This window comes from Streptomyces similanensis, assembly GCF_039543625.1.
Classification (GTDB): Bacteria; Actinomycetota; Actinomycetes; order Streptomycetales; family Streptomycetaceae; genus Streptomyces; species Streptomyces similanensis.
In genome coordinates, this window is record NZ_BAABKC010000021.1 from 84,793 (window position 1) to 106,287 (window position 21,495).

The 21,495-nt window shown below is 73.0% G+C and carries 15 protein-coding genes; 14 read left to right on the forward strand and 1 reads right to left on the reverse strand.

Annotation, left to right across the window (positions count from 1 at the left end; genetic code table 11):
* Positions 1–36 precede the first annotated feature (36 nt).
* Positions 37–1,503, reverse strand: a complete 1,467-nt coding sequence (locus ABEB07_RS08565; protein WP_345667704.1) for an FAD-binding protein — start codon at positions 1,501–1,503, stop codon at positions 37–39.
* A gap of 295 nt (positions 1,504–1,798) precedes the next feature.
* On the opposite strand from ABEB07_RS08565, the gene ABEB07_RS08570 reads away from it, so the two are divergent.
* The 14 genes from ABEB07_RS08570 to ABEB07_RS08635 all read left to right on the forward strand — a co-directional run bounded on the left by ABEB07_RS08570 (position 1,799) and on the right by ABEB07_RS08635 (position 21,453).
* A complete protein-coding gene (locus ABEB07_RS08570) occupies positions 1,799–4,093 on the forward strand; it encodes an excinuclease ABC subunit UvrA (protein ID WP_345667705.1) in 2,295 nt (764 codons plus the stop codon).
* A gap of 44 nt (positions 4,094–4,137) precedes the next feature.
* A complete protein-coding gene (locus ABEB07_RS08575; RefSeq protein WP_345667706.1) occupies positions 4,138–4,902 on the forward strand; it encodes a VOC family protein in 765 nt (254 codons plus the stop codon).
* A gap of 31 nt (positions 4,903–4,933) precedes the next feature.
* Entirely contained in the window at positions 4,934–6,115 is a 1,182-nt protein-coding gene (locus ABEB07_RS08580; RefSeq protein ID WP_345667707.1) for an MFS transporter, read from the forward strand.
* A gap of 494 nt (positions 6,116–6,609) precedes the next feature.
* Positions 6,610–7,080, forward strand: coding sequence for a VOC family protein (locus ABEB07_RS08585; protein ID WP_164587837.1), 471 nt, complete (start codon positions 6,610–6,612; stop codon positions 7,078–7,080).
* Positions 7,077–7,982 carry a hypothetical protein gene (locus ABEB07_RS08590; RefSeq protein WP_217711049.1) on the forward strand — a complete coding sequence of 302 codons (906 nt, stop codon included), beginning with the start codon at positions 7,077–7,079 and terminating at the stop codon, positions 7,980–7,982. Before ABEB07_RS08585 ends, ABEB07_RS08590 begins: the two co-directional genes overlap by 4 nt.
* Positions 7,979–8,872: an LLM class flavin-dependent oxidoreductase gene (locus ABEB07_RS08595; RefSeq protein WP_345667708.1), complete on the forward strand. Its 894-nt coding sequence runs from the start codon at positions 7,979–7,981 to the stop codon at positions 8,870–8,872. Before ABEB07_RS08590 ends, ABEB07_RS08595 begins: the two co-directional genes overlap by 4 nt.
* A complete protein-coding gene (locus ABEB07_RS08600) occupies positions 8,869–9,738 on the forward strand; it encodes a hypothetical protein (protein WP_345667709.1) in 870 nt (289 codons plus the stop codon). The genes ABEB07_RS08595 and ABEB07_RS08600 overlap by 4 nt, the downstream gene beginning before the upstream one ends.
* Positions 9,735–10,985, forward strand: a complete 1,251-nt coding sequence (locus tag ABEB07_RS08605) for an aminotransferase class V-fold PLP-dependent enzyme (RefSeq protein ID WP_345667710.1) — start codon at positions 9,735–9,737, stop codon at positions 10,983–10,985. Before ABEB07_RS08600 ends, ABEB07_RS08605 begins: the two co-directional genes overlap by 4 nt.
* A 10-nt stretch (positions 10,986–10,995) precedes the next feature.
* On the forward strand, positions 10,996–11,781 hold the full coding sequence (locus ABEB07_RS08610) for a tryptophan 2,3-dioxygenase (protein ID WP_345667712.1): 786 nt from the start codon (positions 10,996–10,998) through the stop codon (positions 11,779–11,781).
* 70 nt (positions 11,782–11,851) lie between these two features.
* Positions 11,852–12,955: a methyltransferase gene (locus ABEB07_RS08615; protein ID WP_176146995.1), complete on the forward strand. Its 1,104-nt coding sequence runs from the start codon at positions 11,852–11,854 to the stop codon at positions 12,953–12,955.
* Positions 12,948–13,832 carry an alpha/beta hydrolase gene (locus ABEB07_RS08620; RefSeq protein WP_345667713.1) on the forward strand — a complete coding sequence of 295 codons (885 nt, stop codon included), beginning with the start codon at positions 12,948–12,950 and terminating at the stop codon, positions 13,830–13,832. Before ABEB07_RS08615 ends, ABEB07_RS08620 begins: the two co-directional genes overlap by 8 nt.
* A gap of 62 nt (positions 13,833–13,894) precedes the next feature.
* Positions 13,895–15,700 carry a non-ribosomal peptide synthetase gene (locus ABEB07_RS08625; protein WP_345667714.1) on the forward strand — a complete coding sequence of 602 codons (1,806 nt, stop codon included), beginning with the start codon at positions 13,895–13,897 and terminating at the stop codon, positions 15,698–15,700.
* Between the two features lies 1 nt (position 15,701).
* Positions 15,702–20,072 (forward strand): amino acid adenylation domain-containing protein, encoded by a 4,371-nt coding sequence (locus ABEB07_RS08630; protein ID WP_345667715.1) that lies wholly within the window; start codon positions 15,702–15,704, stop codon positions 20,070–20,072.
* On the forward strand, positions 20,065–21,453 hold the full coding sequence (locus ABEB07_RS08635) for an FAD-dependent oxidoreductase (protein ID WP_176146991.1): 1,389 nt from the start codon (positions 20,065–20,067) through the stop codon (positions 21,451–21,453). The genes ABEB07_RS08630 and ABEB07_RS08635 overlap by 8 nt, the downstream gene beginning before the upstream one ends.
* Positions 21,454–21,495: the final 42 nt, after the last annotated feature.

Below are 21,495 nucleotides of genomic sequence, written 5' to 3' on the forward strand. Positions count from 1 at the left end.
GGGGTGGGGTCCTCGGTCGCGCGGCGCTCGCGCGGGTCAGCCGTTGCGGAAGATGCCGGGGCCGGGGGTGAGGACGGAGTCGGGGTCGTAGCGCTTCTTGGCGTCGCGGAAGGTCTCCCACTGGTCGCCGTAGTGGGCGCGCCAGTCCTGCTCGGTGAACGGCACCGAGCCGATCGGGTAGAGCACCGCGCCGTAGCGGTCGCGGGCGTCGGCGAACAGCCGGGTGTTGCGCTCCAGCATCTCCTCGACGAACTCCGGGTCGGCGCCGGGGGTTTCGGCCACGGTGTTGATGTCGAGCACGAACACCCAGTCGGAGCCGTCCGGTTCGGGCAGCCGGGGCAGCGGCCGGGTGAGGGTGGAGCGCCGCTGCGGGTAGATCAGGCTGATGCCGAACGGGCCGATGTCGCGTGCGGTGAGCGTCGGATGGAGCTCGGCGATGTACTCCTCCACGACGGACCCGGTCAGCCACACGTCGTACCAGGGTTTGAGCAGCCCGTCCCAGCCCACGGTGTCCCGCATCCCGTCCACCAGGCGGTCGATGGAGAACACGTAGTCCAGGTAGCCGGTGTCCTCGACGGCCGGCTCGGCGGTCAGCCCGGCGAGCACCGTCGCGTCGTCCGGCGGGGTCGGCCCGTCGTGGAAGACGGTCGCGTAGCACTTGTGGGTCGGCTCGGCGCCCGGCGCGTAGAGCTCGGCGTAGACGTGGTCGATGCCGGGGTGTTCGATGACGACGCGCAGGTCGCGGAAGAACGCGGCGTTGTCGGTGTGCTCCAGCACGTAGGTGCGGGCATAGCGCCGGGCGGGCACGAGGTCGAGGACCGCCTTGGTGATGATGCCGCACTGGCCGAGCCCGCCGAGCACCGCCTCGAACAGGTCGCGCCGGTGGTGCGGGGAGCAGCGCTCGATGTCGCCGGTACCGGTGACGACCTCCAGTTCGCGGACGTGGTCCACCTGGAGTCCGGTGCGCAGCGCGCCGACCAGGCCGCCGAGTCCGCCGACCGACAGCGTGCCGCCCACGGTCAGCGAGGTGTACCCGGTGACCGCCGGGGGCGTGAGCCGGGGCGAGTGGTCGAAGCCGGCCAGGACCAGGTCCTTCCAGTGGACGCCGGCGTCGACCTCGGCCGTGTCCGGGCCCAGTGAGTGGACGCGGTTCAGGGAGCGGGCCTCGATGAGGAGTCCGTCGGTGAGTCCCTGGCCGAGCGTGGTGTGCGCCTGTCCCCTGGTGGAGACGGTGATGCCGTGCTCGCGGCAGAAGCGGACCATCGCGCCGACGTCCTCGGCCGAGCGCGGCCGCAGCACCGCGCCCGGCGCCTGGACGGTGATGTTGCCCAGGTCGGTGGCGACCGCCCGGCGGGACGCCTCGTCGGCGAGGAGTTCGCCCTCGATCGCCGGTGCGGCGGCGAACGATGTCGTCGTGGCCGCGGGGCCGGTGACCCAGGTGCGTGCGGTCGGGTCGTAGCCCAGGACCGCGGTGTCCGCGGAGGGGTCCGGGCGGCTCGTCATGTCGTCTCCCGTCGTGTCCCGTCAGGTGTCTTCACGTCCACTCCTCCCGCCGGGCGGCCATGGCTCGAATTGCCGCGCCCGCGCTGCTTCCCGGCCTGTGCGCCGCCCTGTCTCGAACACTAGCCGGGAGCCCGGCGCGGCACACTCAGACGATTTTCAAGTTACTGTCAGAGCCTCCTCAAACCACATTTCACACAGGCGCCGGACGGACTCCGGTCGCGCTGTGTGCGAGTGCGGTAACGTCTGATCAGGGACCAGTTCCGCATAAAGGTGCCGGAAGGCCGAGGGAGGATTCATGGAAAGCCGGGGCGGGCGGCAGGCGAACGACACCATCACTTTGGAAGGCGTCCGGGAGAACAATCTCAAGAACGTTTCGCTGCGCATCCCGAAAGGATGCCTGACCGTGTTCACGGGTGTCTCCGGATCCGGCAAGTCGTCCCTGGTGTTCGGCACGATCGCCGTCGAGTCCCAACGACAACTCAACGCCACCTTCCCCTGGTTCATCCGCAACCGGCTGCCGAAGCACGAGCGCCCGAACGCCCGGGGAATGGACCATCTGTCCACCGCCATCGTGGTCGACCAGAAACCGATCGGCGGCAATTCCCGCTCCACGGTGGGCACCATGACGGAGATCAACGCGGCGTTACGCGTGCTGTTCTCCCGGCACGGCCGACCCAGCGCCGGGCCGTCCACCCTGTATTCGTTCAACGACCCGCAGGGCATGTGCCCCGAGTGCGAGGGCCTTGGCCGCACCGCGCGGCTCGACCTCGGACTGCTGCTGGACGAGGACAAGTCGCTCAACGACGGCGCGATCACGTCATCGCTGTTCGCCGTGGGAAGCTTCAACTGGCAACTTTATGCTCAGTCGGGACTGTTCGACCCCGACAAACCGATCCGGGAATTCACCGCGAAGGACCGGGAACTCCTGCTGCACGGCGAGGGATTCAAGGTCCAGCGGCCCGGCCGAGAACTGACGTATTCCAATGAGTACGAGGGAATCGTGGTCCGCTTCAACCGCCGCTACCTCAAGGGCGGACTGGACGCGCTGAAGGGCAAGGAGCGCCGGGCCGCCGAACAGGTCGTGCGGACCGGGGTCTGCGAGGTGTGCGGCGGCGGCCGGCTCAACGAGGCGGCGCTCGCCTCCAGGATCGACGGCAAGAACATCGCCGACTACGCCGCCCTGGAAGTGACCGAGCTGATCGCCGAACTCGCCCGCATCGACGACCCGGTGGCCAAGCCCGTCGTCGAGGCGGTCACCGCCGCCCTCAAACGGGTGGAGGCGATCGGACTGGGCTACCTCAGCCTCGCCCGGGAGACGTCCACCCTGTCCGGGGGCGAGGGCCAGCGGCTGAAGACGGTACGGCACCTGGGCAGCAGCCTGAGCGACCTCACCTTCATCTTCGACGAGCCGAGCGTCGCCCTGCACCCGCGGGACGTGCACCGGCTCAACGAACTCCTCGGCGACCTGCGGGACAAGGGCAACACCGTGCTCGTCGTGGAGCACAACCCGGACGTCATGGCCGCCGCCGACCACATCGTCGACATGGGCCCGGGCGCCGGCGTGCACGGCGGCGAGATCGTCTTCGAGGGCACCTACCGGCAGCTGGGCAAGGCCGGCACGCTCACCGGCCGCAAGCTGCGCGAGCGCCGCGGCCTCAAGGACGAACTGCGCACCCCCACCGGCTCCCTGACCATCCGCGACGCCGCGCTCAACAACCTCAAGAACGTCACCGTCGGCATCCCCACGGGCGTCCTGACCGCGATCACCGGAGTGGCCGGCTCCGGCAAGAGCTCCCTGATCTCCGGGGTGTTCGCCGCCCAGTACCCCGAGGCCGTCATGATCGACCAGTCGGGCATCGGCATCTCCTCGCGCTCCACACCGGCCACCTACGTGGACATCATGGACACGGTCCGCACGCTGTTCGCACGGGCCAACGACGCCGAACCCGGCCTGTTCAGCTTCAACTCCACCGGCGGCTGCCCGGCCTGCCAGGGCCGCGGCGTCATCCAGACCGACCTCGCCTACATGGACCCGGTGACCGTCACCTGCGAGGTGTGCGAGGGCCGCCGCTACCGGCCCGAGGCACTGGAGAAGACGCTGCGCGGGAAGAACATCGCCGAGGTGCTCGCGCTCACCGTCGAGGAGGGGCTGTCCTACTTCGAGGAGGACGCCGCCGTGGTCCGCAAGCTGGCGACGCTCCAGGACGTGGGACTGTCGTACCTGACGCTCGGCCAGCCGCTGTCGACCCTCTCCGGCGGCGAGCGGCAGCGGCTCAAGCTCGCCCACCGCCTCCAGGACACCGGCAGCGTCTTCGTCTTCGACGAACCGACCACCGGGCTGCACATGGCGGACGTCGACACGCTGCTCGCCCTGCTCGACCGCATCGTGGACGACGGCAACACGGTCGTCGTCGTGGAGCACGACCTCCAGGTCGTCAAACACGCCGACTGGGTCATCGACCTGGGACCGGACGCCGGCCGGCACGGCGGCCAGGTGCTCTTCGAGGGCACCCCCAAGGAACTCGCCGCCGACGAGCACTCGATCACCGCCCGCTACCTGCGGACCGATCTGGAACAGGTGCGCCGCTGACCGGCACCGCCACCGCCGTGCCGACGCACCGGGAGGGAACAACCATGAGCACACCCGACATCCGTCCGGCGACCGTGGGCTGGTTCGAGATCACCACCACCGACCCGGCCCGCAGCCAGGAGTTCTACCGCACCCTCCTGGACTGGAAGTTCACCGCCCTGGCCGACGACGACGCCTACAGCACGATCACCGCGCCCGCCGCCGCGTCCGCCATGGGCGCGCTGCGCCGGGGCGAGCGGGACACCGTGTCCCTGGGCGTCGTGTGCGACAACGTGACGGCCGCGATCGCGCCGCTGCGGGCGCTGGGCGCCACCCTCGTCGAACCGCCCGCCCGCACCCCCGCGGGTGACCTGCACGCGGTCGTCACCGACGTGCGCGGCAACCGGCTCGGGCTGTTCGAACCCGGCAGCCGGTACGAGCCGGAACCGCCGGCTCCGAACGCCACGGCGTGGTTCGAGATCGGGACGAACGACCCGGCGGCGACCCGGACGTTCTACGAGCGGGCCTTCGGCTGGAGGCAGCAGCGCGACGAGGCGGCCGTGGGAGTGGAGTACTACGGCTTCCTGCCCCCCGGCGCGCGCGAGCCCATCGGGGGAGTGCTCGACCTGTCCGACACGCCCGAGGCGGCCGACTACGCGATCCCCGGCCTGCTCGTGGACGACGTCCCTGACCTGCTGGAGCGGTGCGAGGCGGGCGGCGGCCGACGGGTGACCGGCCCGTTCGCCGACGCCGACGGACTGGTCATCGGACAGTTCACCGACCCCCTCGGCATCAGGTGGAGTTCCTTCTCCCGGCCCGCCGGCGCGTGAGCGCCGCCCGACTTCCCCCGGGGGGAGAGGCATGCCTTTCGCTGTGTACGTGCTGGCGGTGGCCGTCTGCTGCCTCAACACGACCGAGATCATGGTCGCCGGACTGCTCCAGGGCATCGCGGGCGACCTCGGCGTCTCCGTCGCCGCCGTCGGCTACCTCGTGTCCGTCTACGCCGTCGGCATGGTCGTCGGCGGCCCCCTGCTGACCATCGGCCTGTCCCGGACGGCGCAGAAGCGGGCGCTGCTGTGGCTGCTGGCGGTCTTCGTCGTCGGGCAGACGATCGGGGCCCTCGCCTCCGCCTACTGGGTGCTCGTGGTCGCCCGGGTGCTGACCGCGCTGGCCGCCTCGGCGTTCTTCGGGGTGAGCGCCGCCGTGTGCATCCGCCTCGTCGGCGCCGAGCGGCGCGGCCGCGCGATGTCGGCCCTGTACGGCGGCATCATGGTCGCCCAGGTCGTCGGGCTGCCGGCGGCCACCTTCATCGAACAGCGCCTGGACTGGCGGGCCAGCTTCTGGGCGGTCGACCTGCTGGCGCTCGGGTGCGTCGCGGCGGTCGCGCTGAAGGTGCCGGCCGGCGGCGACCCCGACACCCTCGATCTGCGAACAGAGCTGCGGGACTTCCGCAACTGGCGTCTGTGGGGCGCGTACTCGACCAGTGCGCTCGCCATCGGCGCGGTCGTCGCCGCCTTCACCTACCTCTCCCTGATCCTCACCGACGCCGCCCACTTCACCCCCTCGACCGTGCCGGTGCTGTTCGCGGTGTACGGGGCGGCCACGGTGGTGGGCAACACCGTCGTCGGCCGGTTCGCGGACCGCCGGACGCGCCCGATCCTCTTCGGCGGCCTGGCCGCGGTCACCCTCGTCCTCGCCGCCTTCGCGCTGAGTGTCGCGCACCAGGCGCCGGTGGTCGTCTGCACCGTGCTGCTCGGCCTGATCGGCCTGCCGCTCAACCCGGCGCTGGCCGCCCGGGTGATGTCGGTGTCCAACGAGGGCGCGCTGGTCAACACGGTCAACGGGTCCGCCATCAACATCGGCGTGATGCTCGGCCCCTGGCTCGGCGGCATGGGGATCAGCGCCGGACTCGGCCTCGCGGCGCCGCTGTGGATCGGGGCGGTGATGGCGGTGTGCGCGCTGGCCACCCTGCTGCCCGATCTCCGGGCGCGGTCCGAGGAGGAGCCGGCGCCCGAGCGCGACGGGAAAGCGGTCAGAGCCTGAGGTGAAACAGGCGGACGAGGGGGATGAACAATGCGCGGCCGTGGCGGAAAACATTTTCCGCCACGGCCGCGTTCACGCCATATTCGGCCCGTATCGCATACGGGCCCTTCCCGTGTGAAAGAAAGAGACCCTGCGGACCGCGCGGAGGCGAACTCCACGGGAATACCGGCCGGGCGCCGACCGGTTCACCGTACGCGCGGGGCGCCGACGTACCGCCCTGCGGACGGCCCCCACAGGCCCCCACGCAGGCCCCCACAGGCCCTCACCGGCCCCCACAGGCCCCACCGGGCCGCTCCGGCCCTCGTCGGTCCCGACCGGCCGACCGCGCGACCGGCTGAAAGGTCGTCTAAAAAGTCACTTGAAAGCGATTTAAGGCTTCTTTGTAGGGGCTCTGATTGCCGCCGACGCCGTCCCGCGCCGAACATGGAATCGATTGCTTCCACTCCGCGAAGACACGGAACGAGCCGAGCACATCCGCGACGGAGAGGCTTTTGATGAACGGGCTTGACATCGCGCCGGGATTCCACCACGTCGCCGTCCAGACGGACGACGTGGACGCCACGATCAGCTGGTACGAGGAATTCCTCGGAGCCACGGTGGAGTGGTCGCTCGACACCTTCTCCCCCCTCACTCACGCACGGCTTCCCGGCATCCGGAAGCTGGTCGAGGTACGGAAGGGGCACGCGCGCTTCCACATCTTCGACCGGGCGGAGCACAGCCGGGGCGGCCCGGACCCGCTCGGCTACCAGTACCAGCACATCGGGATCACCGTGGACCGGCCGGAAGACCTCGTGCGGCTGCGCGAGCGATGGCTGCGCGCCCGCGAGCGGACCGACCTGCGGTGGGCCAGGGACGAACCGCCGTCGGACATCGTGACCGACGACGACGGCATGCAGAGCCTCTACGTCCTGGACCCCAACGGTCTCGAACTCGAGTTCATCTACTTTCCAGGAGCGGGATCGTGAGCAACCGCCGAGGACCTGACGCCGTACCCAGCGCGGGGCACCCGCCGCTGATGCAGCCGCAACTGCTGTTCATGCCGCAGGTCGGCCACCCGTACCAGAGGCCCGCCGAGCCGCCGCACACCGCCGGGACCGCCGAGCGGGAACTGCCGGAGTACGACCTGCTCGGCGCGCGGCCCGTCGACGCGCAGCGGCTGTTCTGGTACCGCTGGATCGCCGGCCACCAGATCTCCTTCGTGCTCTGGCGGGCCATGGGCGACATCCTGTGGCGCCACCCCGACGACCCGCCCGGCGACCGCGAGCTCGACGCGCTGGCCACCTGCATCGACGGGTACAGCGCGATGCTGCTCTACTCGGCCACCGTCCCGCGGGCCCACTACCACGCCCACACCCGGGCGCGGATGGCGCTCCAGCACCCGTCGTTCAGCGGCGCCTGGGCGCCGGACTACCGGCCGGTGCGCCGGATCTTCCGCGGCCGGTTCCCCTGGCAGGGCGGCCGCTCGTGCGAGGCCCTGGACGAGGCGATCGCCCGCAACGGCGTGACCCACGACCACATAGCCAATCACCTCGTGCCCGACGGACGGTCCCTGCTCCAGCAGTCCGCCGGCGCGCCGGGAGTGAGCGTGTCGCGCGAGAAGGAAGACCTGTACGACAACTTCTTCCTCACCGTCCGCCGCCCCGTCGGCCATACCGAACTCGTCGCCCAGCTGGACACACGTGTCGCCGAGGTCGCGACCGACCTCGCGCACAACGGGCTCTACCCCGACGTCGACGGACGCCATCACCCGGTCGTCACCTGGCAGTCGGCCGGAGTGATGGAGCCGCTGCTCACCGGAGTGCTGCGGGTGCTGGACCGGGCGACGCGGCTGATGGCGCACCTGCGCCTGGAGGAAGTGCGCTCATGAGGCACGGTGTCGTCCTGCTGCCCGAACACGAGTGGAAGGCCGCGGCCGAGCGGTGGCGGACCGCGGAACAGCTCGGCTACCACCACGCCTGGACCTACGACCACCTGATGTGGCGCTGGTTCGCCGACCGCCGCTGGTACGGCTCGGTCCCCACCCTCACCGCCGCGGCCGTCGTGACCGACCGCATCGGCCTCGGCATGCTCGTGGCCACCCCCAACTTCCGCCACCCCGTGGTGCTGGCCAAGGACCTGGCCTCCGTCGACGACATCGCCGAGGGCCGTCTGATCTGCGGCCTGGGCTCCGGCGCCCCCGGCCACGACGGCGGGGTCCTCGGCGGCCCGGCGCTCGGCCCCGGCGAACGCGCCGACCGCTTCGCCGCGTTCGTGGAACTGCTCGACGCGGTGCTGGTCGACGGCGACGTGGACCGGACCACACCCTGGTACGCGGCGCACGGCGTGACCTTCCACCCGAGGGCCGGGTACGGGCCGCGCCCGCCCTTCGCGGTGGCCGCCGCCGGACCGCGGGGCATGGCCCTGACCGCCCGCTTCGGGCAGTACTGGATCACCTCCGGACCGCCCAACGACTTCCGCACCCGGTCGCTGCGCGAGGCCCTGCCGGGGCTGCGCGAGCAACTGCGCGGTGTGGACGCGGCCTGCGAGCGGGCCGGGCGCGACCCGGCCACGCTGCGCCGGCTGCTGGTGGCCGACGCGGCGGTCGGCGGCATCACCGCCTCGCTGTCCGCCTACGAGGACGCGGCGGGCGAGCTGGAGGCGGCCGGCTTCACCGACCTCGTCGTGCACTGGCCGCGCCCCGACCAGCCCTACCAGGGCGACGAACAGGTCCTCTTCGACTTCGCCGCCGAGCACCTGGCGGGTGGACCGTGCGCGTGACGACGGTGGACATGTTCGGTGTGGCGCCGGGCCGGGGGAGCACCCTGGACGTGCTCGTCCCGGAAGACCCGCACGGCCCGCACGGTGTGGACGGCGCGGGGGAGGCGACGGCGGCCGAGGAGGCCGCGGCGCACGCGCGCCGCACGCCCGCCGACGAGAGCGCCCTGGTGGTCGAGTGCCGCAGCGCGGAACGGACCTTCGCGTCGCGGATCTTCAACGCGGCCGGCGAGACGCCGTTCGCCACCCACTCCCTGGCGGGCACGGCCGCGTACCTGGTCGGCGCGGGCTGTCTGCCGGCGGGGGAGGTCAGCCGGACGGCCGAGAGCGGCACCCAGCCGCTGTGGACCGACGGCCGCGAGGTCCGGGTGCCGTTCGCCGGCCCCCTCGTGCACGAGGAAGTCCCCTACGACGCCGCGCTGTTCGGCCCGTACACCGGCACCCCGTACGCCGGGGGCGTCGGCCGCGCCTTCACCCTGCTGCCCGTCACCGAGGACCCCCGCACACTGCCCGCACCCGATCCCGGGCGCATGCGGGAACGGAACCTCACCGACCTCATCCTCTACCGGTGGGACCCGGTCCGCGCCGAGGTGCTGGCACGGGTGTTCGCGCCGGGCTTCGGCATCCCCGAGGACGCCGGCTGCCTGCCTGCGGCCGCCGCGCTCGGCGCCACGGCACTGGGCCCGGCCACCGACGTGCGGCAACCGGTGACGGTACGTCAAGTCACCGCTCGACGCACCGAGTCGGTCTTCCACTGCACCGGCTCCGTCCGCGACGGCGCGGTGAGCATGACGGTCACCGGACGGGTGTGGACCGGCGGGACGGGCGACCGGGAAGCTGGCGCGTCCAGGAAAGCGGGTGCGTCATGACTACCCGTCAGTCGGCGTCCCCGGCGGCCCCGGCGACCGCGACCCGGACCGGCCTCCCGGCGCTGCGCGACGAGGCACGGCGCCGCGACGAGCGCGATCCGCTGACCGCGTACGCCTCCCGGTACGCCACCGGCGGCGCCGTCCACCTCAACGGCAACTCCCTCGGACCGCCCAGGGAGAGCCTCACGTCCGCACTCGGCGGCGTGGTGTCCGGACAGTGGGCGCCCCGGCAGGTGCGGGCCTGGTTCCAGGACGGCTGGCTCGACCTGCCCCGCACCGTCGGCGACAAGCTGGCCCCGCTGCTCGGCGCCGGTCCGGGCCAGGTGGTGGTCGCCGGCGAGACGACGTCCACGACCCTGTTCAACGCCCTGGTCGCCGCCTGCCGGCTGCGCGCGGACCGCCCCGTCCTGCTCGTCGAGGCCGGCGCCTTCCCCACCGATCTGTACATCGCGGACTCGGTGGCGCGGCTCCTGGACCGCCGGCTCGTCGTGGAACCGCGGGCGGGTTTCGACGCGTATCTCGCCACGCACGGGCGGCAGACGGCGGCCGCGCTCACCGCGCCGGTGGACTTCCGCACCGGGGAGCGGCGCGCGATCGGGCCGACCACCGCGCTGTGCCATACCGCCGGCGCCGTGTCCGTGTGGGACCTCAGCCACGCCGCCGGCGTCCTGCCGGTCGAACTGGACGCCTGCGCGGTGGACCTGGCGGTCGGCTGCGGCTACAAGTACCTCGGCGGCGGCCCCGGAGCGCCGGCCTTCCTCTACGTCCGCTCCGACCTCCAGCCGGACGTGGACTTCCCGCTGGCGGGCTGGCACGGCCACGCGCGGCCGTTCGCCATGGCGCCGGAGTTCGAACCGGCCGAGGGCGTGGACCGCGGCCGTACCGGCACCCCGCCGCTGCTCAGCCTCGCCGCGCTGGACCATGCCCTGGACCCCCTGGTGGACACCGGCATCCGAGAGCTGCACCGACGCGGCCGCGACCTCGGGGAGTTCTTCCTGACCTGCCTGGGCGAGGGCCGCCCCGATCTGCCGCGGCGGCTCGCCTCGCCCCGCGACCCGGACCTGCGCGGCGGACACCTCGCCCTGCGCGTCCCCGACGCCGAAGGGCTCGAACAGGCCCTGGCCGGCGCCGGCGTGCTCGTCGACGCCCGGCCGCCGGACCTGGTCCGGTTCGCGTTCGCCCCGCTGTATGTGACCCATGAGCAGGTGTGGCGCGCGGTGCGCGAACTGCACCGCGCCCTGCCGTGAAAGGAGTGCGATGAACCGGGCTCCCGAGTACGTCTCCTACGCCCGCATGGACGAGTTGCACGAGTTGCAGCACCCGCGCAGCGAGGCCCGGGGCGAACTGAACTTCATCCTGCTCAGCCACGTCAAGGAACTGCTGTTCCGGGCGGTCACCGACGACCTGGACACGGCCCGGCACGCGCTGGAGGACGACGACGCGGCGGCCGCCTGCCTGGCGCTGTCGCGGGCGGTGCGCACCCAGCGGGTGCTGGTCGCCTGCTGGGAGTCGATGAACGGCATGTCGGCCGACGAGTTCGCGGCGTTCCGGCACGTCCTGGGCGACGCCTCGGGCGTGCAGTCCTTCGCCTACCGCGCCCTGGAGTTCATCATGGGCAACCGGCCCTCCGGGCAGGTGGAGGAGGCGTTCCGGCAGGGGCACCCGACGGTGCTGGCGGAGCTGGCCAGGCCGTCGGTCTACGACGCGGCGCTGCGGCACCTGGCGCGGCGCGGGTTCGAGGTCCCGGCCGACTTCGTGAACAGGCCGCCCGAGCAGCAGCACGAGGAGGACCCCCGCGTCGAGGACGTGTGGCTGGAGATCTACCGGCACCCGGACCGGCACCGCGACGCGCACCGCCTGGCCGAGTGCCTGACCGAGGTCGCCTACCAGTTCTCCCACTGGCGGGCCACCCATCTGCTGGTCGTCGAGCGGATGCTCGGCGGCAAGAGCGGAACCGGCGGCAGCGACGGCGCCGCCTGGCTGCGCACCATCAACGAACACCGTTTCTTCCCGGAGCTGTGGACCTTCCGCACCCGTCTCTGAGACCCGGAACCGCGGACATTCCGACCCGCCCCCGAGACCCGGGGCGGGAACCGACCCACGGAGGAAAGTGATGAAGAACCCCCGCACGGGGCTGCCGACCGACCCGCATCCGGTCGTGGTCAATCCGGCCGACGGGAAGCCGGTCGACCTGGGGCCGCTCGTTCCGGTGCTCTTCGGGTTCGCCGCCTTCCAGCAGCTGCGAGCCGCCTCGGAACTGCAACTCTTCGAGTACCTCACCCTCAACGGCCCCTCCACCTGCGACCAGGTCGCGGCGGGGCTGCGGCTGCCGCCCAAGTCGGCGCGCAAACTGCTGCTCGGCACCACCTCCCTCGGTCTGACCGAGCACGAGGAGGGGCGGTACGCGCCCAGCCCGATGCTGCGCGACGCGATCGACGGCGGCGTGTGGCCGCTGATCCGCAACATCATCGACTTCCAGCACCGGCTGTCGTACCTGCCGGCCATGGAGTACGCGGAATCGCTGCGCACCGGCAAGAACGAAGGGCTCAAACACCTGCCCGGCTCGGGCGGCGACCTGTACTCGCGGCTGGAACAGGCCCTGGACCTGGAGAACCTGTTCTTCCGGGGGATGAACTCCTGGTCCGAGCTGTCCAATCCGGTGCTCCTGCACCAGGTGGACTACGCGGGCGTACGCGATCTGCTGGACGTCGGCGGCGGCGACGCCGTCAACGCCATCGCCCTGGCGCGCGCCCACCCGCACCTGAGGATCACGGTGTTCGACCTCGAAGGCGCCACCGAGGTGGCCCGGGACAACGTCGCCGCCGCCGGTCTGGAGGACCGGATCAGCGTGGTCGCCGGTGACATGTTCGGCGATCCGCTGCCCGACGGGTTCGATCTGGTGCTGTTCGCCCACCAGTTCGTGATCTGGTCGCCGGAGCAGAACCGCGCCCTGCTCAAGCGGGCCCACGAGGCGCTGCGGCCGGGCGGCCGGGTGGCGGTGTTCAACGCGTTCGCCGACGACGACGGATGCGGGCCGCTCTACACCGCCCTGGACAACGTCTACTTCGCCACCCTCCCCGCCGAGGAGTCGACGATCTACCGGTGGAGCGAGCACGAGGACTGGCTCACCGCCGCGGGATTCGCCGACATCACCCGGGTGCGCAGCGACGGCTGGACCCCGCACGGCGTCATCGAGGGGCGCAAGCCCGATGCGTGAGCGGGGCCCGCTGGACGACGAGTACGCGCCGAGCACCGTCGCCCGCGATCCGGCCGGGACGCTGCGGCGCTACCGCACGCGCGGCGACCGGGCCCGCGCCCGGCTCACCGCGCACCCGGCCGTCCCGTACGGCGCCGAGCGCGGCGAGCGCTGCCACGTGTTCCCGGCCGCCCCGCCGCACCCGCCCGCCGCCCAGGACACACCCACCGCGCCCACCGGGTCCGGCGCTCCCGCGCTGGTCTTCGTGCACGGCGGCCACTGGCAGGAGTCCGGCATCGACGACGCCTGCTTCGCGGCCGAGAACGCGGTGGCGCACGGGTACGCGTTCGTGGCCGTGGGCTACGGCCTCGCCCCGGACCGCACCCTGCCCGACATGATCGCCTCGGTGCGCCGGGCCCTGCGGTGGCTCGCCGGCAGCGGGTCCCGGTTCGGCATCGACCCGGAGCGTCTGCACGTGGCGGGCAGCAGCGCGGGCGCTCACCTGCTCGCCGCAGCGCTCGCCGACGGCTCCGCCCCCCGGGTCCGTACCGCGTGCCTGCTCAGCGGTCTGTACGACCTCGGCGAGATCCCGCACACCTACGTCAACGACGCCCTCGGCCTGACCGACCGACTCGCCCGCGAGCACAGCCCGGTACGGATGTCCGCACCGCGCTGCGACGCCGTCCTGCTGGCCGCCGGCCGGCACGAGACACGGACGTACCTGCGCCAGCAGGAGGACTACGCCGCCCACCTGGCCGCGCACGCGGTCCCGGTCACCGCCCAGGTGGTGCCCGACCGCGACCACTTCGACCTGCCGCTGGACCTGGCGGACCCGGCCACCCCGTTCGGCCGGACCACCCTGGCCCACCTCGGCCTGGTGGCGGCCCACCAGAACTGAGCGCACACGACCCCATCGGGACCGAACGACCCGAGACGAGAAGGGACGGTGACATCCGCGTGATGACACGACGCAGTACCGCCACGGCGGCCGGTCCGGCCGTCGCGCCCCAGACCACCGTCGAGACGATCCCGCAGGCGTTCACCCGGACGGCGCGGCAGCACGCGGCGCGCGAGGCGCTGCGCGACGGTGCGACGACCCTCACCTACGCCGAACTGGACGCCGCCACCGACCGGATCGCCCGCGCCCTGCGCGAGCGCGGGCTGCGGCCCGGACAGCGGGTCGCCGTACGCCTGGATCGCGGCCCCGCCCTCTACCAGGTCTTCCTGGGCGCGCTGAAGGCCGGCTGCGTGGTGGTCCCGTTCAACCCGGGCCACCCCGCCCACTACACGGCGCGGATGCACCGGCTGGCCGCCCCGGCCCTCACGGTGACCGACTCCGACGCCGCCCCCGGCCTCCCGGCGGCGGCCCGGCAACTGCCGGCCGGCGACCTGCTGGCCGAGGCCGCGCCGCTGCCCGCCGAAGCGGTGGACGCCGAAGTGACGCCCGAGTCACCGGCGTTCATCCTGTTCACCTCGGGCTCGACCGGCGAGCCCAAGGGAGTCGTGATCGCCCATCGCGGCATCGCCCGCGTCTCCCGGGGCCTGACCGGGTTCACCCCCGGCCCGCAGGACCGCTTCCTGCAACTCGCGCAGCCCTCGTTCGCCGCGTCCACCACCGACATCTGGACGTGCCTGCTGCGCGGCGGCCGGCTCTCCCTCGCCCCGCAGGAACTGCCGCAGCTCGGCGAACTGGCGGCGCTCATCGCACGCGAACGCACCACCGTGCTCAACCTGCCCGTCGGCCTGTTCAACCTCCTGGTCGAACACCACCCGGACACGCTCGCGCAGACGCGTTCGGTCATCGTCAGCGGCGACTTCCCCTCCGCCGCACACCTCGAACGCGCCCTCGCCGTCGTCGGCGGCGACCTGTTCAACGCCTTCGGCTGCACCGAGAACTCCGCGCTCACCGCCGTCCACAAGGTCACCGCCGCCGATCTGTCCGGGGCCGCCGTACCGGTCGGACGGCCCATGCCGGGCGTGGAGATGACGGTCCGCGACGACCGGTTCGAGGAGTGCCCGCCCGGCGAGATCGGCGAACTGTGCGTCGGCGGCGACGGCGTGGCCCTCGGCTACCTGGACGACCCGGACCTCACCGACCGCAAGTTCGTCCCGCACCGCGGCGGACGCCTGCTGCGCACCGGGGACCTGGCCAGGCGGACCGAGGACGGGGAGATCGTACTCGCCGGCCGCACCGACCAGATGCTGAAGGTACGGGGCTTCCGCGTCGAACCACGGCAGGTCGAACTGACCGCCGAGAGCCACCCGGACGTCGAACGCGCGGTGGCGCAGGCAGCGCCGAGCGACGGCGCGGCCGACCGGCTCGCCCTGTGGTGCGTGCCCGCACCCGGGCGTGAACTCGCCGAGTCCGCCCTCCTCGACCATCTGCGCCGCCACCTGCCCGACCACCTGGTCCCCGCCACGGTGCGCGTCCTCGACGCCTTCCCGCTGAACGCGAACGGCAAGATCGACCGCACGGAACTCGCCGCCCGGCTCACCGCCCGCCCGCGCGCCGCGACGCCCGACGGCGGCACCGCGGACCGGCTGGCCGAGACCGTCCGCTCCACCCTGGCGGAGGTGACCGGACAGGACCCGATCGGCCCGGACGACGGCCTGATCGAGAACGGCGTCACCTCCCTGCACCTGATCGACCTGGGCGCCCGGCTGGACGACGTGGCGGGCGTCGCCCTGGCGCCCGACGAGATCTTCGACGCCGGCACCCCGCGCGGCGTCGCCGACCTGATACGCACCCAGCGTGCCCGAGGCTGAGATGACTGCCACCGATCACCGGCGCACGACCGGCGCCCAGAGCTTCCCGCCGTCACCGGCCCAGGCCGGCCTGTGGTTCGCCAGCACCTACGGCACCGACCCCACCGCCTACAGCCAGCCCCTGGTGCTGCGCCTGGACACCCTGCTGGACCACGGCCGCCTCCAGCGGGCGCTGCGCCTGGTCCACCGGGAGGACTGCTCGCTGCGCACCACCTTCGACATGGACGCGGACGGCGAACTGCGCCAGCTCGTGCACGAGGAGCTGGAACCGATCCTCGACGTGCGCGACCACACCGGCGACGCCGCCGACGCCTGGGTGGCCGAGCAGGTGGCCGAGATCGCGGCCACCGTCTTCGACCTGCGCCGCGGACCGCTCGCGCGGGTCCGGCACCTGCGGCTGCGGGACGAGGGCCGCAGCGGCCGCAGCGTCTTGGTCTTCGACATCCACCACACCGTCTTCGACGGCCTGTCGTGGAAGCCGTACCTCACCCGCCTGGAGACGGCCTACACCCGGGGACCGGAACACCCCGGCACACCCCGGCGCCAGGCGGTCGAAGCGTACGCGCGGTGGGCCGAACGCTGGCAGGCGTCCGGGTCGCTGCCGCACTGGCTGGACAAGCTCGCGGCCGCGCCCGCCGCCCCGCCCCTCGCCCTGCCGGGCGAGGGCCCCGAGCGCCACGTCACCCGCCAACGCGTCCTGGACGACCGGCTGACCGACCGGGTACGGCGGTTCTGCGCCGCCGAGGGCGTCACCACCAGCATGTTCTTCGCCGCCCTCACCTTCCTGCTGCTGCACCGGCAGACCCGGCGGGACGACCTCCTGCTCGGCATCCCGGTCACCGTGCGCGACGGCGGCGACGCCGACGTCCTCGGCCACCTGACCAACACGGTGGTGCTGCGGCACCGGCTGACCGCCGGGGCGAGCGCCCGCGACGTCCTACACGCCGTGAAGCGGGACATGCTCGACGCGCTGCGGCACCGGCACGTACCGCTGGAGGTGGTGGTCGGCGAACTCCGTTCCGCACACGGCGGCAAGGACGGCGTCGGCGACCTCTTCAACGCGATGCTCACGGTGATGCCCGCCGCCGCCCGCAGCCTGGACCTGCGCGCCTGGGGAGCGCGGACGTGGGAGCACGTGTCCGGCGGCGCCAAGTACGAACTGGCGGTCCTGGTGGACGAGACACCCGGCCACTACGCCCTCGTCGTCGAACACACCTCGGCCGCGCCCGCCGCCGAACGCTTCGCCGCACACCTGGCCGGCCGCCTGGAGACACTCGTCCGCGGCGTGCTGGCCGGCCCGGACACCGACGTCCGCAGGCTGAACTGGGTGAGCCAGGAGGAGGAACGGGAGGTAGCCGCACGCTGCGCCCGCCGCCAGGACGCGCCCACCCTGGGCGCCGAGGTGACGGCCGACCTCTTCGCCGACACCGTCACGGCGACGCCCGCCGACCCCGCCGTCGTCGCGGACGGCACCGTGACCAGCTACGCCGAACTGGCCCGGCGGGTGGACGCGGTGGCGGCCGGCCTGGCCGCCCGGGGCGTGCGCGACGGACGGCCGGTGGCCGTGCTGATGCGACCGGGCCTCGACCTGGTGACCACCGTGACCGGCATCCTGCGGGCCGGCGGCAGCTACGTCGTCCTCGACCCCGACCAGCCACCGGGACGGCTGGCCTTCACACTCGCCGACTGCGGCGCCCGGATCCTGCTGCACGCACCGGACGCCGACCTCACGGACGTACCGCTGCCCGACGGGACGCACACCGCCACCCCGGCCGGCCTGGACGGCGGGGCAGCGCCCGCACCGGGCCTCAGGAAGTCGCCCGACGACCAGGTGTACGTCGTCTACACCTCGGGCTCCACCGGACGCCCCAAGGGAGTGGTGCTGCGCGAGCCCACCCTGACCAACCTCGTGCACAACCAGGCCGTGCTGTCCGAGCACCGCCGGATGCGCACCCTCCAGTACATGCCGCCCGCCTTCGACGTGTTCTCCCTGGAGGTCTTCGGCACCCTGTGCACCGGCGGCACGCTGATCGTCCCGCCCGCGCACGCCCGCACCGACTTCGCCGCGCTGGCCGCGCTGCTGGCCGAACAGCGCGTCGAGCGGGCGTACTTCCCCTACGTCGCGCTGCGCGAACTCGCCGCCGTCCTGCGCTCGTCCGCGACGCGCCTGCCCGACCTGCGCGAGGTGTACGTCACCGGGGAGCGGCTGGTGATCACCGAGGAGCTGCGGGAGATGTTCCGCCGCCACCCCGAGGCCCGGCTGATCAACGCCTACGGGCCCTCCGAAGCCCACCTGGTCAGCGCCGAGACGCTGCCGGCCGACCCCGACGCCTGGCCCGCGATCCCGTCCATCGGACGGGTGGTGGCCGGACTCGACGCCCGGGTGCTCCTGGACGGGGACGAGCCGGCGCCGTTCGGCGTCGAAGGAGAGCTGTGCGTCGCCGGGCCGGTCGTCTCGCCCGGCTACATCGGCCTTCCCGACAAGACCCGCCGGGCGATGGTCCCCGACCCCTTCGTCCCCGGCCAGCTCATGTACCGCACCGGCGATCTGGTGGTCCTGGACCCGGACGGCCGCCTGCACTACCGCGGCCGGGCCGACGACCAGGTCAAGATCCGCGGCTACCGCGTCGAACCCGGCGAGATCGAGGCCGCGTTGGAGGGGCTGCCGCACGTGGAGGCCGCCGCCGTGGTCGTCGTACCGGCCGGCCAGGACCACGCGCTGCACGCCTTCGTGCGCGGCGGCCAGGAGCCGCCCCCCGACTGGCGCGCCCGCCTCGCCGCCGTCCTGCCCGGATACATGGTCCCGCACAGCGTCACCCGGCTCGACACGTTCCCGGTCACGCCGAACGGCAAGACCGACCGCCGCGCCCTGGCGGCCCGGCCGGCCGACCCCGCCGAGACGGACCCCGCCGCGGCCGGTCCCGCCGCAACCGAGTCCGCCGCGGACGACCCGGCCGACTGGACGGACCGCGAACGGGCGGTCGCCGCCCTGTGGCGGGACGTCCTCGGGCACGCGCCCGCGACGCCGGACGACGACTTCTTCGAACAGGGCGGCCACTCGCTGCTCGCCGCCCGCCTGCACCGGCTGGTCCGCGAGCGGCTGGACGCCGACGTACCGCTCTCGGTGCTGCTCGGCACACCCACCGTGCGCGGCATGGCCGCCGGCCTCACCGGCGGCGGCGCGACCCAGCCGCCCGACCTGCGCGCAGAGGCCCGCCTGCACGACCTCGTCATCGGCGAGCGGCGGGCACCCGCCGACGGCCCGGTGCTGCTCACCGGGGCCACCGGTTTCCTCGGCAGCCACCTGCTCGACGAACTCCTGCGCACCGGACGCCGCGTGATCTGCCTGGTGCGGGCCGACAGCGTGACGCAGGGCCGCGAGCGGCTCCGGGCGGCCTTCGAGAAGTTCGCCCTCGACCCCTCCGGCCTCGACCGCACCGGGATCTGGCCGGGCGACCTCGCCCGGCCCCGGCTCGGACTCGGCGACGCGTTCGAGACCCGCGCGGGCGAGGTCGCCGAGGTGTACCACGCCGCCGCGCACATCAACTTCGTCGTCCCGTACCCCACCGTCAAACGCACCAACGTCGACGGCCTGCGCCACCTGCTCGACTTCTGCGCCGCCCACCGCACACCGCTGCGCCTGATCTCCACCCTGGGCGTCTTCCCGCCGGACGCCACCACGGGGGTGATCGGCGAGGACACCGTCCCGGGCGACCCCGCCTCGCTCGGCATCGGATACTCCCAGAGCAAGTGGGTCGCCGAACAGCTCGCGGCGGGGGCACGGCGGGCCGGACTGCCGGTCACCGTGTACCGGGTGGGCCGGATCGCCGGACACAGCCGCACCGGCGCGTGCCGCCACGACGACTTCTTCTGGCTGCAGATGAAGGCGTTCGCCTCGCTCGGCCGCTGCCCGGACGACATCGCCGACGCGCCGGCCGTCGATCTGCTGCCGGTGGACTACGTCGCGCACGCGATCGTCCGGCTGGCCGAGAACGGCCCGGACGACGCCAACTGGCACCTCTACCACGCCCAGGGACTCGCCTGGCCCGCCATCCTCGACACCATCCGCGCCCAGGGGTACGCCGTGGAACCGGCCGCCCCGTCCGCGTGGCTGGCCGCCCTCGAACGGCAGGTCGAGACCGACGCCCAGGGCCAGGGCCTCGGCCCGCTGGTGCCCCTGATGCGCGAGGGCGTGATGCGGCTGGGCTCCCACACCTTCGACAACACGAGAACCATGCGCGCCGCGGCCGAGGCCGGATGCCCGTGTCCGCCGGCGGACACGGAATGGATCCGGCAGATGTTCGCGTACTTCCGTGCCAACGGCTCGGTCCCGCCGCCGGACGGGGTCACCCTGGGAGGTCACGATGGCTGAACTGCACAGGCGCTCGGTGGCGGTGATCGGCGCCGGACCGGTCGGCTGCGCCCTGGCCCTGCTGCTGCGGCGGCAGGGAGTGGACGTGGACGTGTACGAACGCGAGACGGAGTCCGCCGGCAGCGGCTCCGGGAACTCCTTCAACCTCACCCTCACCCTGCGCGGCCTGAGCTGCCTGCCCCGCTCGGTGCAACGCCGCCTCTATCTGCAAGGCGCGGTGCTGGGCAAACGCGTCATCCACCACCGCGACGGCGCGATCTCCACCCAGCCCTACGGCACCAGCGACACCCACCACCTGCTGTCCATCCCGCGCCGCGTCCTCCAGGACACCCTGCGCGACCAGGCCCTGCGGGCCGGCGCCCGGATCCACTACGGCCGCGCGTGCGTCGGCGTGGACACCGGCCGCCCGGCGGCGCTGCTGCGCGACAGCGGCGGCGCCACCGCGTGGGTGACGGCGGACCTGCTGGTCGGCTGCGACGGCGCGGGCAGCGCGGTGCGCGACGCGCTCGCCGCCGCCCACCCCGGCGACCTGTGGGTGCGGCGGCGCACCATCGCCCACGGGCACGCCGAGATCACGATGGACTACGGGGACGCCGACCCGACCGGCATGCACCTGTGGCCGCGCGGCGACCACTTCCTCCAGGCCCAGCCCAACCGCGACCGCACCTTCACCACCAGCCTGTTCAAACCGCTGACCGACGACGCCTCGCGACCGCACTTCGCCGGACTGCCGTCGGCCGACGCGGTCAGCCGGTACTGCGCGGCCGAGTTCCCCGACGTCTTCGGCCGGATGGCCGGCGTCGGCAAGGACCTCACCGCGCGCCGCCCGGGCCGGCTGCGGATCGTCGACTGCGCCCCGTACCACCACCGGCGCACGGTGCTGGTCGGAGACGCCGCGCACACGGTCGTCCCGTTCTTCGGGCAGGGCATCAACTGCAGTTTCGAGGACGCCGCCACGCTCGCCGGGCTGCTGGAGAAGTTCCGGTTCGCCCGCCGCGAGGAGGACGAGACCCTCGTGGAGGCCGCCGTCGGCGAGTACAGCGACGTACGGGTGAAGGCGGGCCACGCGCTGGCCGAACTGTCGCTGCGCAACCTGGAGGAGCTGTCGGACCACGTCAACAGCCTGGCGTTCCTGGACCGGCGCGCGCTGGAGCGCCGACTGCACGAGCTGCACCCCGAACTGTTCACCCCGCTCTACCAGTTGGTCGCGTTCACCAACGTGCCCTATGACGTGGCGCAGCGGATGCACGGGGAGTTCAGCGCCGTACTGGACTCGCTGTGCGGCAAACGCGACGTGCGGCGCGAACGGGACGCCATCATCGGCGAGTTCGTGGCCGCGTACGGCCCCGGGTTCAGCGCGGGAAAACTGCGTACGGGGTGACCCGTCGCGCAGGTCCCGGACCGGGGCCCGCACACGGCGGCG